Here is a 15,648-nt window from a genome sequence, read left to right as displayed (position 1 = left end):
TTGCGATTGTATCTTATTCAAACTGTATCGTTTGACACTTTAGGTTGCTTCGCTTTCTGGCAATGTCATGGCTAAGAAAGTAAGGAAGCGGAGTCCCATCATGCTCGAGAAGCTGCTCAGTGATGCATGTCAGATATTAGGTGTTGAGCCAAAAGAAGATGAACAGGATCAATCTATTCGTATTGTTGATCTGGATGCTTTTTCTCTGAAATTCAAACTCGTACCGGACAGTGATCGCATCTGCGTTTCCGCCTGTCTGTGCGAGCTGACACCGGTTCAACGAGACCGTATTCTTGAGCTTGTTCTCGTCTACAATACTCAAAGCTTCCAGTCCGGCGGAATGCGTCTGGTTCTCATCGAAAATGATGCACTTGTGATGCACAATGATCTGCGTGCTGTGGCCTGGGATGCTGAAAAGCTGGCCAAGTTTGTGCTGGCGTTTGCTGATGTTTCCGCTGGTTGGCTGAAGATCGTGCGTGAAATGGGTGCTCAGGCTGAAGCCTCATCCGATGATCTGTCTCAGGACACATTTGAACCAGCAACGCTGATCAGCCTTTAAACGTGTCGGCCCATCCCCATCGGGCCGCAATTTCCTTTTCAAAACATAAGGCAACGCCATTCATCTGATACCGAGGAGGGTCAGAGGCGATTGCCTGTACCGGGCGGGCCACCATGACAGAAATTCTCTTTTCTCAAAATGATCGTTACACCAACGTTATTGCGCGTCTTGAAGCTGCGATTTCCGGCAAATCAGTTCAGGATGCACGGGTGAGCCTGACCAAGAGCGCCAGCAAGAATGGTGAGGTGCTTTACAAGGCGACTGTGTCTCAGGACAATAAAGATGGCTTGAGCGAAAAGGTGCTTGGCCTTTGCCGTGCCGTGACGCGGCACACTCGCTTTTTGCAGAACAAAGCTGAAAGGCCTGAGCAAAAGGTCTCCAACTGGAATGTGTTCTATCAGCTGCTCCGGAATGAAGCGGCGCAGAGCCTTTACGAGCATGCGCGCGAGCAGCGGCAGGATCGTTTTGAAGAGGCAATCAGCTATATTTCTCAGTTTGTCTACGAGGAAGAAAAGAGCGATCCAAGAGGTCTGAAGTTTTCTTCTTTGAGGAACCTGAGTTCTTATCTCAAAGGCCAGAGCTCTGTGGTTTCTATGCCGCCTTCAATCAAGGAGGAGCCGAAGGCAACCGTTGGTGTTTCCAGCGCGTTGCTGATGTCATCTCTGGGTTTTCAGCTCGCCGGGGACCAGATGCGGTATGTCAGCGATGACAATTTCCGCTTTGCGTATGCCGGCGTGGGCAAGCGGGATCTGGATGATTATCTGGATACACGTCCTTCGCTGGACGACACTGTGCAACCAACTGGCGATCAGGGCCATGGTGAAGAGGTTCATCCGATGGATGGAACTCAACCTGAAATACCGCATGAAGAGCAGCCGGCTTATGAGGCTGTCTTTAACAGCATGAATGAAGCTGCTGCATCTGAACTCTCCCTTCAGCAATCCCGTGACCTTCTTGATGAGAAGGGTGAGGTCGAGACGGGTGGTTCTGATGAGGATGAGGCGGTGCGGGACAAAGCCTACAGCCGCGACAAGTTGAAAACCAAAGCTGTCAAGATCACTCCGCTTGGAGAGGAGAGTGATCCTGCAAGCGAAGGCGGCATGGAAGTGCAGGTTGAGGATCCATTTGCTGGTGCTGAAGAGGATGCTCTGGAGCGTCAGAGCGAGGAAGAAAAACGTGCTGAGCGCCGGGTGAAAGTGCATGCTTTTGACCGGGCATATCAAAGCAAAAATGCGCTTGCGGTTCGCACTGTGAGCAGCTCACAAACCGCACCTACTCAATAACAAAAAACAACTGGAATGATGCTTTATGATTGACCTTGTTCTTCCATCAAGGCCAACACTGGACGACCTGCTGAGTGGACTTCTCAGCAGTGAGTTGAATCTGAAAATCAAGAAGTCCGATCTGCTTATCCCACCGCTGAAGAAGGCACGTGCCCGTAGTGAGGATGAGCTGGTCTTTCAAACCAAGCTGGTGAAGCCACGTGCTTTCAGCTGGTTTACTCCGCTTTGGAAGCTTGGGCTTAAAGGCTCATTTGTGACCCGCAAAATTGAAGCGCTTGAACAGCAAAAGCTTGATCTTGAAGATGCAGGCAGCTGGTTCGATTTTGTGGTGTTGATTGAAAACCAGATCAAGGCGCATGACTGTGATGTTGTGGAGTACAGGGAGCTGATCCTCAAAGAGCTGTTTGGTGAAGGAGATCCATCAGATGTGCCTTTGAGTTTTGGTGAACTGACGCGCATCAATGACATCGTCAAAGATGTGCTGCCACCGGCACCGGTCTTTTCCATTGCCACGAAGATGTTTGATGTTGCGGAAGAGACGATCGAGCTGGGGCTCATTTATCTGGCCCGGACCAGTGGCTGTGTTCAGGACGAGACAGCAGAAGAGGTTTTGGCAGAGATCATGCTCAAAGCGTTCGGGTCGGCAGATCGGGGGAGTATCTCGGCATCCAATGATCAGATGCGAAGCTTCAAAGAACAGATGAAGGCCTGGGATGAGCTGGAGATGAGGGCGATTGCTCGTCAGATGGCGGTTGCTTAGATCTTGAGCGGAAATCATGCTGTGTCACAAGGCCGGTTCTGAAAAGACCGGCCTTTGTGCTGCTTGGCACCTGACCTTAAGTCATTGAGATCACGAAGAATAACCAATTCGTGTTTTGTCGCTTTTTTTGAAAGAATTTCCTCTGCCTGTAACCAACGGCACTCACCTCATCGCCTTAAGCGTGCATTCTAAACTCAAGAGATATCAAATCACTAGCCGTTTGAGGCTAAAAGGAATGCGAGGCAATCATGACCGGAGTTAGCTTTTCCAGCACAGATCACTTGTCAGCTGTTCTGGATCGTATCGATCATCCAGCCAACAAAGACTTTGTCAAAGATAATGCGCAGGTTCGTATCGGAGGTCAAAGAACCGACGGTGCCGAAACGATTTATCAGGCAGATACGAAAGATGGAAACAGCAAGGTTTCCAAAGCGTCTGTTGCAAAGCTGACAGGCGGTAAGCTGTTTGGCAATGCGTTGCAAACTCACGATAAGAAGCTGAACAACTGGCCTGTGTTTACCCAGCTGGCGAAGAATGAAATTTCGGCGGGCTTACAACAGGGTGGCGTTCAAAACCATCAGGCAAAGACTGATGAGGTTCTTAGTGCTGCGTTTGAGCGTATTCAGAAAAATCCGACATTTCATGACAATGACGTGCGTTTTGGTGCGCTGAAGGAGCTTGGCACCACAATCAATGAGCTGGTGAATGAAGCTTTGTCTGACGCTGCCTACGAAGAGGTGTCTATCAACCCAACAGGTGGCCGCTTCATTGATAGGGACGGTGCAGTGGTTCTGCCGAACTCTATTTACGGCTCGGCATACTCAGAACTGCCGGCTGGCAAAGAAGGAGCGACTGTTCGTTCTGAAGGTGAACAGAGCACGCCAGAACTTGGTGAGCAACTGTACGCAGAAGTTAACAAGGGCGGTGGTGATACAGAAGGTGCTCCGATCCTTCGGCATTACACGCCAAATCAGCAACGTGCTGCAGAAGCAAATGAGCGTAAGGAAGCTGCACGGGTGCTGGCTGATATTGATCGCCAGGTTGCTGAGAATGAGAACCCTTACAGCAGATTGAACCATGACAATGGGCAGTTGTCTGAGCCGGGGAGCTTCCTGCTTGATCCAACCTACGCGAGGTTGGAGACCGGTGGCACTGTGAACAATGAACCTCTCTACGCAAATTCAGAGGCAGAGAGTGCTGTAGAGAACAGCGGCGATTATCCTGATGTGCTTCTTGGTGATGATCAGGCGATTTACGGAAACCTAACGGAAAAAGGTAAGCCGGCTTTAATGCCAAAGCCAGCACTTGGTGACATTCCACCAGTTCCGCCGAAGCGAGATGCCTCTCTTCGGTAATCGTTAGGTTCGAGTGGGGAGACCTGCTTGATCGACTGAGAACAAGAATTCGTATGCGGCTTGCTTAATGATTGGAGCAAGTCGCATGCAGGCTTTGGAATGAGGGTGGAATGAACGCAGAAGATTTTGATAGTGAAACCGTCAAGATGCTGGCAGAGCTGGGCTTTATCGCTGTCTCCTATGGTCTTGCCGAGCACGCTGACTCCATCTTCAAGGCGTTTCAGGTGATGCGCCCTGATCAGGAGGCTGGTCCCTTGGGGCGTAGTCTTGCTGCGATGACGCGTGGCAATGTTGATGAGGCGCTTGCCTGCCTTGAAAATGCGCCGCCAACTGACACGATCCAGACCTATCGCGGTCTTGCGCTGTTGCGGAAGGGCGAGATTGATACGGCCTGCGAAATCCTGAGTGAAGTTTGCGAGATGGCTGCAGGCACGCCGTGTGCGGAGATCGCGGCTCAGGCGCTTTCCTCCAGGGATGAGCTTGCCAATCCTGTCAGCGCGATGATGGTCCGCTAGTCAGCGTTGACCTCAGGCGAAACGAATTTCAGCAAACAGTGAGGAGCATTCATGACAACATTTTTGGACAGTTCACTCACCTCTCAGCTGCAGCAGGCGCTGCAGGGTGGAGCAGGATCGACTGGTGCCGCAGCGACGGGCGACGTGACGGGTCTTGAAGATCAGTTTCAGACAGCGCTGAGTGCTGCTGGTGGTGTGCAAGCGCCGGTTTCCGGCCAGATCGTCAATGGCAACGTGGTGATTGGTGGTGTGGATCAGGTGAGTGCTGCGCAAAACGTGGCTGCGGTTCAGGCGCCTACTCAGGTTGCTTCCGTCAATCCAACGGACAGCAACTTCCTCATTGATGGCCTTGCCAAGGTGAGGGGTGTTTTTGCTGAGACCAGTGACAGCATCAATGCGATTTCTGAAGGTGGGCAGCTCAGCCAGTTCGATAAGCTGATCAACATGCAGATTGAAGTGGCGAACTATTCTTTGCTGGTTGATGTGAGCTCGAAGATTGCGGGCAAAACCACGCAAGGTATGGACGCTTTGATGCGTTGATTAAGACTGCGCATTCAATAGGTATAGTGAAAGTCTAAATGAATATTCGGCGTTTTATTACAATTGTAGGCATGGTGATTGGTTTGGCCGCCTGCAACACGGATCTATACACCAACCTGTCCGAACAGGAAGCAAACACCATGCTGAGCCTGCTTTTGGAAAATGGTGTGTCTGCTCAGAAAGTTGGTCTGGGTGACGGGCTCGTGACCCTGCAGGTGGATGACGACGATATTCAGCGTGCGGTCACAATTCTGAATGCAAACGGGCTGCCGAAGCGTGCGCGTGATACGCTGGGTCAGGTCTTCCAGAAGTCTGGCATTATTTCCTCCCCATTTGAGGAGCGCATTCGCTTTATCTATGCGCTGAGTGAGGAAGTTTCCGAGACTATCACCGAGATCGACGGTATCGTTTCTGCGCGCGTTCACATCGTTTTGCCGGAAAAGGCAGATCTGGGTGAAGAGGTGAAGCCATCTTCTGCTGCGATATTCATCAAGCATCGTCCTGAATTTGATATCGAATTTCTGATCCCGCAGATCAAGCGTCTGGTCAGCAACGCGATTGAGGGCGTTGAGTACGCCAGTGTCTCGGTTGCGCTTGTACCAGCTCGTGAGTTGAAGCCTGTTTCTCAGCGTACTGCACAAGAATACGAAGCTGTGCTTCCTGGATTGCGCATCGCCCGTGATGATGCCGGTGTCTTCTGGCAGATCCTTGGCGGCGTTGGTGTTGTGTTGCTGCTGTTGATTGGTGGCGTTGGCTTCCTGCTGTTCAAACAGTTCAGCTCTGGCAGTAAAAAAGCCAAGGGTGGAGAAGACGACGAGCTTCTGCCTGAAGAACTTGCTTAGTGCAGGGTAGGGCATGATGACGGGCACTCCACATCACTCTGCAGTCTGGCCTTTACAGGCCAGACTTGCTGCATCTTTGCTGAACCCTCTCGCCTTTGCGCATGATGACCATCTGGCTGCAACCGGATTGGAGCTTGGCGTGTTGCGTGGCCTCTCTGGGCATGATGATTTCCGCCGCCCCTTAAACACACATGTATCACGCTTGCTTGAGCTCAATAGTCTTTCCGTAGACATCGCTGCAACTGACAAACTTACTGGTTCTGATCAGGCGAGACTGGCGTTGATGCTGTGCAGCCTAGGTGCTGAGGACTTTGGTGGTGTTTTGCGCATCATCGCGATTGCACGCGTTCATGACATGATTGGGCGCCTTGTGCTCAAGAGCCATTGCCAACGGATGGAAGTACTGTTCGGCGAGGATGTGTTTGATATCGCCATCCGTGATGTAGCGTTTTTCTTCGGCACTCTTGGATATTCGGCTGAAGAAGATGATGCATTTGATCAGCTGTGCAGCGGTCGTGATGAAGAGGCTTTGCAGGCTCTCACTTTGATTGGTGCTGAAGGTATTCTGGCTTTTGTCAGTGCGGTTGATGAGAAGCTTGAACCGTTGGTGCGCCTACGTTTTTCCAATGAACTAAACGAGAAACTCAGCGCTCGCTTGCAGGTGATGCGAGCAGAACAGCAAGAGCATTTTGTCCAGTATTTGCGTCGGAGATTGCCACAATGGCGAGCATTTATAGACTGAAAGAGCTGGGCGCTCAGCTGACGCCAGGCACTCACATTATCAAGGAAGCTGAGTTCGCTTCTGTTGAAACGGCTGACCAGATCATCGCAACAGCGCAGCGCAGGGCAGAGGAAATTCTGCAGGATGCGACGCGTGTTTATGAAGAGCAGAAAAAGCAGGGATATGAAGACGGCGTTCGCAAAGCGCAGTCGGAGGCGTGTGAACGTATTATAGCGGAGCAAGCTTTGCTGGATACGCGCCTGCGTGAGGTGGAGCATGATGTTGTCACCGTCACCATTACTCTGCTGCGTCGGTTGCTGGATGAGTTTGATGATGCGGAGCGCGTACGCTTGATGGCGCGCAGCATGCTGAAGTCCTTGCGTGCTGAAAAGCGTGTTCGCTTGCATGTGGCACCGGAGATGTACGCCAAGGCAACGGCGATGACCCGTGCGATCACCGATGGTTTCAAGCAGATTGAGTTTCTTGAGATCGTTGAGGATGGCGAGCTGCAAGGTGCGCATATTGTGCTGGATGCACCTGTTGGCCGTGTAGATGGCAACCTGCAGGTTCGACTGGAAGAGATTGAAGAGATCCTGCGCAGAACGTCGTCTGGTCAAGCCTCTTCCAATAAGCTTGCGGAGGGATAATGGCCTCCATCATTGAACCTGCAGAGCATGTTGAAGAGCGCAGCAAGCAGATCGGAACCCGGTTGCCGGGGCTCGGTCGTGCATTGGTCAAAGCCTCAACAGATGTGGAGCCCTATCCGCTAACAGGCCGGGTGCGCAAAGTGGTGGGTACGCTCATCCATGCAGTCGTGCCCAAGGTGGAAATTGGCGAGATTGCAGAGCTTTACACCCGCTCTACCGGTCGCAGGCTTATGGCCGAAGTGGTTGGGTTTCATGATGATGAAGCACTGCTGTCTCCAATTGGTGAGCTTTATGGTGTCGGGCCTGATACCGAGGTACGTCCAACCGGGCACGTGCAAACCGTTGCTGTAGGTGAGGGTCTGCTGGGCCGCGTGCTGGACGGCATGGGCAACTTCATTGATGGGGTTGATCAGGAGTTCGTGCCTGAAACCCACTATCCGGTTAATCAGGATCCGCCTGATCCAATGCAGCGTCAGATCATCGACAAACCTTTGCCAATGGGTGTGCGTGCCATCGACGGTATGCTCACCACTGGTGAAGGTCAGCGTATGGGCATCTTTGCGTCGGCTGGTGGCGGTAAGTCCACGCTGATGGCGATGCTGGTGAAAGGCGCAGCAGTCGATGTGACCGTGCTGGCGTTGATTGGTGAGCGTGGCCGTGAGGTGCGCGAGTTCATTGAGCATGATCTTGGACCTGAGGGCATGAAGAAGTCTGTTGTTGTGGTTGCGACGTCAGACAAGAGTTCTTTGGAGCGGTCTAAAGCTGCGTTTGTTGCGACTTCGATTGCGGAGTACTTCCGTGATCAGGGCAAGCGTGTGCTGCTGCTTATGGATTCTGTGACCCGTTTTGCCCGTGCTCAACGTGAGATCGGTCTTGCTGTTGGCGAGCCGCCAACCCGTCGCGGTTTCCCGCCCTCTGTGTTTGCCACGCTGCCGCGCCTGATGGAGCGGGCTGGCATGAATGATAAGGGTTCAATCACCGCGTTCTATACGGTGCTCATGGAAGGTGATGATATGAATGAGCCGGTTTCTGATGAAACGCGGTCCATTCTGGATGGGCACATCGTGCTGTCGCGCAAGCTGGCTGCTGCCAACCATTATCCGGCCATTGATATTCTGAACTCCAAAAGCCGTGTGATGACGGCAGTAACTTCCCCTGAACATCGTGAGATGTCCGGCAAAGTGAACTCCTTGCTGGCAAAGTATGAGGAAGTTGAGCTGCTGGTGCAGATTGGTGAGTATCAGAAGGGGGCAGATTCAGAGGCTGATCTGGCGATTGCCAAGAACAAACCGATCAAGGAGTTCTTGCAGCAGCGCACGGATGAGTTTGACGGGTTTGATGTTGCCCTTGGCAAGCTGAAGAGCACAGTTGCGTGATCAACCAGATAAAAAAGCTGCATCTGGTCAAGACACTTAAGGAGCAAAAGGCTCAGCGTGAACTGAATGCTGAGCTGGAGAAGGTCCGGCGCGCCAAAGAGCAGCTGGAACAGAAGCGCAAGACGGCTGCGGATGAACGCGCCACTCTGCCTGCCAAGCAAGACGCGCTTTATGAGGAAATCATCAAGAAGGTCATCTCAACCGATGATCTCGATAAAGTGAAAGAGCAGGCGCAGATTCTTGAAAACGCGGTGAAAAAGCTGGAGGACGCAGCGGAACGCGCGGCCTATGTTTATGATCGCGCACTTAAAAATGCGGATGCCGCCCGCCTTGAGTATCAAAAAGCACTTCGCATCAAAGATAAGTATGGAAAGGTTGCGGATGATCTTCGGAGTGAAGCCAATGCCTTAATGGAGGCTGCGGAGGAGCAGGAGATCGAGGAGCAGTTTTCCGGGCGAAGGCAAGTGGAAGTATGAAGGTTTCTCAGGGTTCGCAGCCTCTTGAGCAGCAGCAAAATCTTGAAAGTATCCGTGGCAAGCAGCAGCGAGAACACGGCAAAATGGCCGGTAAGCAGCAGGGTAACAGGTTCTCTGACGGGCTTAACCGCCATGATGTCAGCCTGTTTCAGGAACAGCTGCGCACTGCTGAGGGTAAGTCCGTTCCGGTTCTTGCCAAAGACACTATGCAGGACGAAGGTGAAGGATCGCAGCAAGGGCAGACTGATCCGCTGGACCTGAGCCATGCGCGATTGTTGGCTGCTTCTGATCCGGCTGAAGCCCGCACAATTTCCGTCTCCAATCCTTCCGAGCTGTTCAGCTCCGTGCGTCAGACCTCGACGGAAGCGCGCGTTGATAAGGCGATGACGGCGATTGCCAATCAGATTGAGCAGGCTATGCGGGCGGAAGCCATCGCGGATAAGAGCGATGGCCGCGTTTTGAGCCTTTCTCTTGATGCTAATCGCTTTGGTCTTGCTGGTTTGAAGGTGGTGTCTACGCAAGGTGGACTTGCTGTTGTGTTGGAACGTGTCACCGGTGACCGGATTGCTGGTGAGGTTCAGGCCGCCGCGCAAGGGCTTATGAGCACGTTGCAGCAGCGTTTTCCTGATCGGAAAATCCGTATTCTTGATCGATTGGAACAGCAGGAGATTGAGAGCGTTGATGCCGGTTCTTCTTCCATGATGGGGCTTTCCTCAATCTTTGCAGGGAATCGCACCACGTCATGAATGCATTGAATTATCAAACTAAAACAGATCCGCTTGACTATTGGAACGCTGCGCTCAGCTATGCGGAGCAGGACATCACGATTGAGAGCACGCACACGCTGAACTTTCAGGTGAGCGAGGCGCCTTCGTCCTTCGCGCAAGGCTGCATGCTGCGTGGGGATACCGGCGCGACTGCAGTGTTGGTGCTGGACGATTTTCCGTTTGAAGCTCAGCTGAGTGTGCCGCTGGCTTATACGGATGTTCTGGAGCTGGATGCCGGGCTGCGTGATGCGCTGATTGAGGGCATTGTTTCCAACCTGCGCAATGAGCTGCCTGCGGACTTCACCAAGGTTCAGACTGAGCTGCCGTTCCAGTCCGTTTCTGCACTGCTTTCCGTTGGAGAGTTGGAGCAGCTGAGTTGGTTCTCAGTTCGGTATGGCGAGATTGGCGGGCCTGCGGTTCTGGCGAAAGTTGGTGTGAGGCCGGATGCGCTTTCCAGTTTGCTGGGTGGTTTGCCGCTGACAGCTCAGCCTGCGTGGCGTGCTGTTCGTGAGCAACTGAACACCTCCATCAGCCTGACCCTTTGCGAGGCGGCTTTGCCGAGTGCGGATGTTGCCAATCTGCGCCGCGGAGATCTTGTCGTTCTGGATGCGCCCGCGCTGGGGCAACGCATCACTGTGGACGGGCCGCTCAGCCGCCATCACTTGGTGCTGGTGGAGCAGGGATGGGGCTGCGAACGAATTGAAAGTGTAAATGGTATGAGTGAGTTAGCCGAACAGGTGAATGCCGAGCAAACTGCTGAAGCAGGCGCGGAAGAGATTGGGTCCATTGATCTTTCCCAGATGAGTGTGCCGGTGCGTTTTGAGGTGGATGAGCGTGAGATCTCCATTGCTGAGCTTGAAAGCTGGGCGGCTGGAACGCTGGTGAACATTGATGTGCCTGCACTCAATGAGGAGACACCTGTTTACGTGCGTGCTGCGGGCAAGCGGATTGCCAAGGGGCATCTGGTGCAGATTGATGAGCGCGTTGCGCTGCGTATTTCCAAAACTGATCGGGGCGCAGGCCTTTAAGCTGCTTTAGGTCACGCCAAAGCCAACGAAAACCAGAGGCGCCTTGAAGGTGCCCAACCAGAGATTTGCTGATGACGTCTGATCCATTCACGCTCATATTGGCACTTGTGGTCGTGGCCCTTGTCCCGTTTCTGGCCATTGTTGCCACGTCCTTTATCAAGCTTTCAGTGGTGTTGCTGCTGGTGCGTAACGCGCTGGGTGTGCAGCAGATTCCGCCGAACATGGCGTTGAATGCTCTGGCGATCATTCTGTCCGGCTACATCATGTTGCCAGTCTTCCTCCAGACCTTCGAGATTTTGGAGAAGGGGAATTACTCCATCGCCACGGTGGAGGATATGAAGACAACCTTCGTTGCCGCCAAAGGGCCGCTGGAAGAGTTTTTGGCCAAGCATGCAGACAGCAAGGAAAAGGCGTTCTTTCTGGAAGCTTCCCGTCAGCTGTGGCCTGCGGAAGTTGCTGACAGCATGAGTGCTGACAGCATTGCGATCCTGCTGCCGGCTTACACGGTCTCTCAGCTTCGGGAGGCCTTTGAGATTGGCTTCCTGCTTTATCTGCCGTTCCTGGCGATTGACCTTGTGGTCTCCAACATCCTGCTCGCCATGGGCATGATGATGGTATCGCCGCTGACCATTTCGCTGCCGTTCAAGCTGTTCCTGTTTGTGGCGGTTGATGGGTGGTCGCGTCTGATCCTTGGTCTCATCAAGACCTACGTTTAACCGGAAATGTGAGAGGAGTAGCTTATGTCACCAGAAGACGCCGTCTACCGCATTTCCGAGGCCATGATCCTTGTGATGATGCTTTCTTTACCGCCGATCATCGTGGCTTCGCTGGTTGGTCTTGCGGTGTCCTTGCTGCAGGCTCTGACGCAGATGCAGGAGCAGACGATCCAGTTTGGTGTGAAGCTGATTGCCGTGGCGCTGACGCTGTTCATGATGTCCAGCTTCCTTGGATCGGAGACCATCGGTTTCACGCAGGCGTTGTTTGACGATTTCCCGACACTGGTCAGGTAACGCCGATGAACCTGATTGCGGAGATCACCTCACTCCATCGTGACGCCTTTCTGGTGTTGTTGCTGACGTTTCCGCGCATTTTTGCGGTGTTTGCGACATCCCAGCTGTTTAATGCCACGCTCATGTCGCGCATGGCGCGCAACGTGGTTGTCATGGTGATTGCGATCCCGCTCTATCCTTATAATCTGCAGTATGTGGACGGTTTTTCGCCAACAGGATCGATGTTTATCGTCTACTTCTTCAAGGAGTATGCCATCGGATTTCTGATTGGCTACACGATCTCCTGTCTGCTGTGGGCGGTGCAGTCTGCCGGTACATTGATCGACAACCAGCGCGGTGCGGCCGTTGCGTCCAGTATTGATCCGATGCTGGGCAATGAAAGCTCGCCGATCGGGGATTTGTTCTCCCGTGCGTTTATTCTCTACCTCTTCCTGACACCGGGCTTCTTCTTCATTCTGACGCTGGTCTACAACTCCTACATGATCTTTCCGGTCACCGAGTTTGTGCCTGTGCTGCCGGAAGAATTTCCTGAGTTGATCCTGTCCATCTTCGATAATGCCATGCGTCTGATGTTCATCATGGCGGCGCCGCTGGTTATTCTGATGTTCCTCTCAGAGTTTGCGCTGGCGATTATCAGTCGGTTTGATCCGCAAATTCAGGTGTTCATTTTGGCGATGCCGATCAAGAGTGGCGTGGCTGTCATTCTGCTTACCTTCTATCTCTCCTTCCTGCTGCCGGAAGCGGCGGAGCATCAGATTGAGCTGAAGTTGTTTACGGATGAGATGTTCGGGATCTTTGAGAAGGGGCAGGAGATCTATCAGGATCAGAAGCTGGAGGTCGGTCCATGAGTGGGCAGAGTTCTGGCGAAAAGACCGAACTCCCCACCCCCAAACGAGAACGTGAATCTCGTGAAAAAGGGCAGGTGGCGAAGAGTACCGAAGTAACGACGACGATCTCGTTGTTTTCGGTGATTGCTTATCTCTGGTTCTCCTGGGATCTGAACTTTTCCAAGCTTGTCGGGTTGATGGATGACCTTGCTGATCTGGCAACACGGCGTGACTTTTCCTCTTCAGCCGGAGAGGGCGTATTTGGTGTCTTCTCCACTTTTATGGATATCGTCCTGCCGTTGATCGGTGTTGCGATTGCTGCTGGTATCTTCGGCAACTTTGTGCAGTTTGGCTTCCTGTGGGCGGTCGACAGCATCATGCCCAAGCTGAGTAAGATCAGTCCGGCAGAGGGCTTCAAGCGTATCTTCTCGCTTAAACAAGTTGTGCAGGTTCTTAAATCGATCCTGAAAATCGTTCTGCTCAGCACCATGCTGTACTTCACCGTGAAGTATGCCATTGGCGCTTACATCAACTCTCTCTCCTGCGGCATACCCTGCATCACGAACATCAGTGGTGCGATCATGAAACTGATCCTCGGGATTTCGTTTCTGGCATTTGTGGGCGTGGCGATCCTGGACTTCATGTTCCAGAAGCATACGCACATCAAGAGCCTGAAGATGACCAAGGAAGAGGTGAAACGGGAGCATAAAGAGTCTGAGGGTAGTCCTGAGATTAAAGGTCAGCGGAAGCGGATTTCTCAGGAAATCCTGATGAGTGATAATCTTGAGAATACGCGCAAAGCCAGTGCAGTGGTTGTGAATCCGACCCACTATGCGGTTGCGATCTCCTATCGCCCGGATGAAGTTGCTGTGCCGCTGGTTGTTGCCAAGGGACTTGATCTGACCGCGCTTAAAATGCGTGCGGAAGCAGAGGCCGCTGGTGTGCCTATCTTTGCCAATGTGAAACTTGCCCGCATGCTGCATGCAGAAGTGCAGATTGAAGAGCTTATTCCGCAGGATATGTTTGCTGCGGTTGCAGAGATCCTTGTCTGGATCGATCAGAACAAAGATATCCTTTACAACGGACCGCTTGAACGCGGTGTGATCGATCTTGAACATGAGAAAAAGACTGGCGAAGACAAGCCGAACTAAGCTCCTGTTATCTTTCCGAAAAGGCTGAAGCCTTTGCATGCGAGCTGTGCTCCACATTTTGTCTCCTTCATAATCTGAGTTTTGAAACTTGCAGATGTGTGAGAATCGTGCTTCATTTGAATTCGTATTGTAATGCAAATGTGATTCAAATGAGGGCAAAATGTTTTATGAGCTCTGTAAACGTGATTCCTTCTTGGGCTCCGTTACCAGTTTCGTTGTTTTGTTGTTCCTGTTTTCTGCGCAAGTTTCTCTTGCGCAATCATTTTATCCAACTGTGGGGCGCATCAGTGAGCCGCTTGGTGAACTGAACATGCATGTCTGGCGTGTGCCAGTTGAGTTGGAAGACGGCAGTGGGACAATCACTCTTGAGGCAACCGTTTTCAAGCCGGATGGGGAAGGGCCATTTCCTCTGACTGTCATTACTCATGGTGCAGCTCGGAACGCACCTCATGACGGTCCCTATGATTTCCGTCCAGATGCTGCGATCAGGTGGTTTTTAGCACGTGGATATGCTGTCGCGGTGGTCATTCGCCGTGGATATGGACGCTCGGAGGGCAAGCGTTCTGTGGTGCCGGATGGGGATGCTGCTGGCTTGATAAAGGTCCTTGAAGAACGCGTTCATGATATCAATAGTTCAGTGCGTTACTTTCAGGATCAACCGTTTGTGGTTGCTGATCATGTTGTCCTCCTCGGATTTTCTGCGGGTGGAAACAGCGTACTAGCTGCGTCTCGGAGGGCTCCAAAAGGTGTTCGCGGTGTCATTGCTTTCGCACCGGGGGCAGTGGCGATCGATGATTATAGCGCGCGTGATTTGGAACAGGGTGAGCGCTGGTTCAGAATGTTCGGAGCTGGGACAACACTGCCAACACTCTGGGTTTATGCGGAGAACGAGGAGTTTTATAGCCCAATGTTGGCCAGGTCATTTTTCAAGGCCTACACCTCGGAAAGTGATGCAGAGCAAGAGCTTGCCATATTACCGCTTGAGGGTGAGAACGGTCATGATCTCTTCCTGAGGGATGAGGGCCCTAAAATCTGGGGGCCCGTTGTGGCGTCGTTTCTTGAGCGGGTGGCGCCTTAGGCTACCTTGATCGACACAAAACTTATTCCCCTCAGGTCCGCCAGCCCCATACTTAACTCATGTTCACGTAAACGGGCAGCTGGCGGACCGACCGTCAGTGCGGCGTGGGCTGGGCGGGGCTACCGGGTGAAGTAACGCATCATCTGGCGGGTCCGTTGAAACACCCCTTGAAAGTCTTTAGTGCAGGGACCAAGCGGAAGCTGGTCACCCGATGGGCGTCTACACTGGCAGCTGCAGCTGTCATGGACAGGGCAAACTGTTCCAGATAGCAACTGCTCAGAGGGGGAGGTTCTGATCAAAGCCTTGTGCTTTGTGAGGGCTGATCCTGATGGGTAGGCACCTGCTCCCAATGCCTTTCGGTGGAGATCTTGTTTCATACAAAAACGCCCGGGCGAGGCGAGCAGCCAATGCCGAAGAAACTAACCTACTTACAATGCGCAGGCACTGCCTGCTCGCCTTGCTCACCCCGTTCTTCGGGATCTTAGCTTCCCCACTGCATGACAGGTCATGCGGTGCTTTTGGTGCTTGTTGCTGGGCTGTTGAAGAGAAAGTTACTTGAGGAAGGTGGCGTCAGAACAGGACGACATTTTCCCGACATGTGAAGATTTCTGAGGAATAGGTGGAACCCGATTACCCGAAGTTGGGGCTTCTGATTTTGGTTATTCGGGTTCCACCTTCACTGCCCGGGCAAAGGGCAGGTTTTACGCGGTATT

At 52.6% G+C, this 15,648-nt stretch carries 18 protein-coding genes; all 18 read left to right on the top strand.

Annotated features, from left to right (window positions below):
- Window positions 1-100: 100 nt before the first annotated feature.
- The gene (locus PSE_RS18015) at window positions 101-559 is read left to right on the top strand and encodes a type III secretion system chaperone (protein ID WP_014286160.1); all 459 of its coding nucleotides are present in this window, start codon (window positions 101-103) and stop codon (window positions 557-559) included.
- Window positions 560-672: 113 nt separating this feature from the next.
- Window positions 673-1,842 (top strand): hypothetical protein, encoded by a 1,170-nt coding sequence (locus tag PSE_RS18010; protein ID WP_014286159.1) that lies wholly within the window; start codon window positions 673-675, stop codon window positions 1,840-1,842.
- A 25-nt stretch (window positions 1,843-1,867) separates the two neighbouring features.
- On the top strand, window positions 1,868-2,602 hold the full coding sequence (locus PSE_RS18005) for a hypothetical protein (RefSeq protein ID WP_014286158.1): 735 nt from the start codon (window positions 1,868-1,870) through the stop codon (window positions 2,600-2,602).
- A 248-nt stretch (window positions 2,603-2,850) separates the two neighbouring features.
- Complete coding sequence (locus tag PSE_RS18000) at window positions 2,851-3,957, top strand: hypothetical protein (RefSeq protein WP_014286157.1); 1,107 nt, start codon at window positions 2,851-2,853, stop codon at window positions 3,955-3,957.
- A gap of 110 nt (window positions 3,958-4,067) precedes the next feature.
- Complete coding sequence (locus PSE_RS17995; RefSeq protein WP_008546421.1) at window positions 4,068-4,472, top strand: hypothetical protein; 405 nt, start codon at window positions 4,068-4,070, stop codon at window positions 4,470-4,472.
- Between the two features lie 51 nt (window positions 4,473-4,523).
- Window positions 4,524-5,012, top strand: a complete 489-nt coding sequence (locus PSE_RS17990) for a hypothetical protein (RefSeq protein ID WP_014286156.1) — start codon at window positions 4,524-4,526, stop codon at window positions 5,010-5,012.
- Between the two features lie 38 nt (window positions 5,013-5,050).
- A complete protein-coding gene (gene sctJ, locus PSE_RS17985) occupies window positions 5,051-5,854 on the top strand; it encodes a type III secretion system inner membrane ring lipoprotein SctJ (protein ID WP_041768663.1) in 804 nt (267 codons plus the stop codon).
- A 13-nt stretch (window positions 5,855-5,867) separates the two neighbouring features.
- Window positions 5,868-6,596: a hypothetical protein gene (locus PSE_RS17980; RefSeq protein WP_014286154.1), complete on the top strand. Its 729-nt coding sequence runs from the start codon at window positions 5,868-5,870 to the stop codon at window positions 6,594-6,596.
- Window positions 6,575-7,222, top strand: a complete 648-nt coding sequence (gene sctL / locus PSE_RS17975; protein ID WP_014286153.1) for a type III secretion system stator protein SctL — start codon at window positions 6,575-6,577, stop codon at window positions 7,220-7,222. The genes PSE_RS17980 and sctL overlap by 22 nt, the downstream gene beginning before the upstream one ends.
- Window positions 7,222-8,598 carry a type III secretion system ATPase SctN gene (sctN, locus tag PSE_RS17970; protein ID WP_008546282.1) on the top strand — a complete coding sequence of 459 codons (1,377 nt, stop codon included), beginning with the start codon at window positions 7,222-7,224 and terminating at the stop codon, window positions 8,596-8,598. The genes sctL and sctN overlap by 1 nt, the downstream gene beginning before the upstream one ends.
- Window positions 8,595-9,074 (top strand): YscO family type III secretion system apparatus protein, encoded by a 480-nt coding sequence (locus PSE_RS17965; protein WP_014286152.1) that lies wholly within the window; start codon window positions 8,595-8,597, stop codon window positions 9,072-9,074. The genes sctN and PSE_RS17965 overlap by 4 nt, the downstream gene beginning before the upstream one ends.
- A complete protein-coding gene (locus tag PSE_RS17960) occupies window positions 9,071-9,820 on the top strand; it encodes a hypothetical protein (RefSeq protein WP_014286151.1) in 750 nt (249 codons plus the stop codon). The genes PSE_RS17965 and PSE_RS17960 overlap by 4 nt, the downstream gene beginning before the upstream one ends.
- A complete protein-coding gene (locus PSE_RS17955; protein WP_014286150.1) occupies window positions 9,817-10,869 on the top strand; it encodes a FliM/FliN family flagellar motor switch protein in 1,053 nt (350 codons plus the stop codon). The genes PSE_RS17960 and PSE_RS17955 overlap by 4 nt, the downstream gene beginning before the upstream one ends.
- Before the next feature lie 71 nt (window positions 10,870-10,940).
- On the top strand, window positions 10,941-11,585 hold the full coding sequence (sctR, locus tag PSE_RS17950; RefSeq protein ID WP_041768662.1) for a type III secretion system export apparatus subunit SctR: 645 nt from the start codon (window positions 10,941-10,943) through the stop codon (window positions 11,583-11,585).
- A 24-nt stretch (window positions 11,586-11,609) separates the two neighbouring features.
- Window positions 11,610-11,879, top strand: a complete 270-nt coding sequence (gene sctS / locus PSE_RS17945; RefSeq protein ID WP_008546860.1) for a type III secretion system export apparatus subunit SctS — start codon at window positions 11,610-11,612, stop codon at window positions 11,877-11,879.
- Between the two features lie 5 nt (window positions 11,880-11,884).
- On the top strand, window positions 11,885-12,727 hold the full coding sequence (gene sctT, locus PSE_RS17940) for a type III secretion system export apparatus subunit SctT (protein ID WP_008547110.1): 843 nt from the start codon (window positions 11,885-11,887) through the stop codon (window positions 12,725-12,727).
- Window positions 12,724-13,857, top strand: coding sequence for a type III secretion system export apparatus subunit SctU (gene sctU / locus PSE_RS17935; protein WP_008547285.1), 1,134 nt, complete (start codon window positions 12,724-12,726; stop codon window positions 13,855-13,857). The genes sctT and sctU overlap by 4 nt, the downstream gene beginning before the upstream one ends.
- A 160-nt stretch (window positions 13,858-14,017) precedes the next feature.
- Complete coding sequence (locus tag PSE_RS17930) at window positions 14,018-14,935, top strand: S9 family peptidase (protein WP_148266167.1); 918 nt, start codon at window positions 14,018-14,020, stop codon at window positions 14,933-14,935.
- Window positions 14,936-15,648 lie beyond the last annotated feature (713 nt).

This window comes from Pseudovibrio sp. FO-BEG1, assembly GCF_000236645.1.
Lineage (GTDB): Bacteria > Pseudomonadota > Alphaproteobacteria > Rhizobiales > Stappiaceae > Pseudovibrio.
This window is presented reverse-complemented; position numbering and strand designations above follow the sequence as displayed.

Excerpts from the sequence above, each read along its gene's own strand:
- sctL (WP_014286153.1), top strand. The coding sequence starts at position 6,575 with ATGGCGAGCATTTATAGACTGAAAGAGCTGGGCGCTCAGCTGACGCCA.
- PSE_RS18000 (WP_014286157.1), top strand. The coding sequence starts at position 2,851 with ATGACCGGAGTTAGCTTTTCCAGCACAGATCACTTGTCAGCTGTTCTG.
- PSE_RS17995 (WP_008546421.1), top strand. The coding sequence starts at position 4,068 with ATGAACGCAGAAGATTTTGATAGTGAAACCGTCAAGATGCTGGCAGAG.
- PSE_RS18010 (WP_014286159.1), top strand. The coding sequence starts at position 673 with ATGACAGAAATTCTCTTTTCTCAAAATGATCGTTACACCAACGTTATT.
- sctN (WP_008546282.1), top strand. The coding sequence starts at position 7,222 with ATGGCCTCCATCATTGAACCTGCAGAGCATGTTGAAGAGCGCAGCAAG.
- sctJ (WP_041768663.1), top strand. The coding sequence starts at position 5,051 with ATGAATATTCGGCGTTTTATTACAATTGTAGGCATGGTGATTGGTTTG.
- sctS (WP_008546860.1), top strand. The coding sequence starts at position 11,610 with ATGTCACCAGAAGACGCCGTCTACCGCATTTCCGAGGCCATGATCCTT.
- PSE_RS17960 (WP_014286151.1), top strand. The coding sequence starts at position 9,071 with ATGAAGGTTTCTCAGGGTTCGCAGCCTCTTGAGCAGCAGCAAAATCTT.
- sctU (WP_008547285.1), top strand. The coding sequence starts at position 12,724 with ATGAGTGGGCAGAGTTCTGGCGAAAAGACCGAACTCCCCACCCCCAAA.
- PSE_RS17990 (WP_014286156.1), top strand. The coding sequence starts at position 4,524 with ATGACAACATTTTTGGACAGTTCACTCACCTCTCAGCTGCAGCAGGCG.
- sctT (WP_008547110.1), top strand. The coding sequence starts at position 11,885 with ATGAACCTGATTGCGGAGATCACCTCACTCCATCGTGACGCCTTTCTG.
- PSE_RS17955 (WP_014286150.1), top strand. The coding sequence starts at position 9,817 with ATGAATGCATTGAATTATCAAACTAAAACAGATCCGCTTGACTATTGG.
- PSE_RS18015 (WP_014286160.1), top strand. The coding sequence starts at position 101 with ATGCTCGAGAAGCTGCTCAGTGATGCATGTCAGATATTAGGTGTTGAG.
- sctR (WP_041768662.1), top strand. The coding sequence starts at position 10,941 with ATGACGTCTGATCCATTCACGCTCATATTGGCACTTGTGGTCGTGGCC.
- PSE_RS17980 (WP_014286154.1), top strand. The coding sequence starts at position 5,868 with ATGATGACGGGCACTCCACATCACTCTGCAGTCTGGCCTTTACAGGCC.
- PSE_RS17930 (WP_148266167.1), top strand. The coding sequence starts at position 14,018 with ATGTTTTATGAGCTCTGTAAACGTGATTCCTTCTTGGGCTCCGTTACC.
- PSE_RS18005 (WP_014286158.1), top strand. The coding sequence starts at position 1,868 with ATGATTGACCTTGTTCTTCCATCAAGGCCAACACTGGACGACCTGCTG.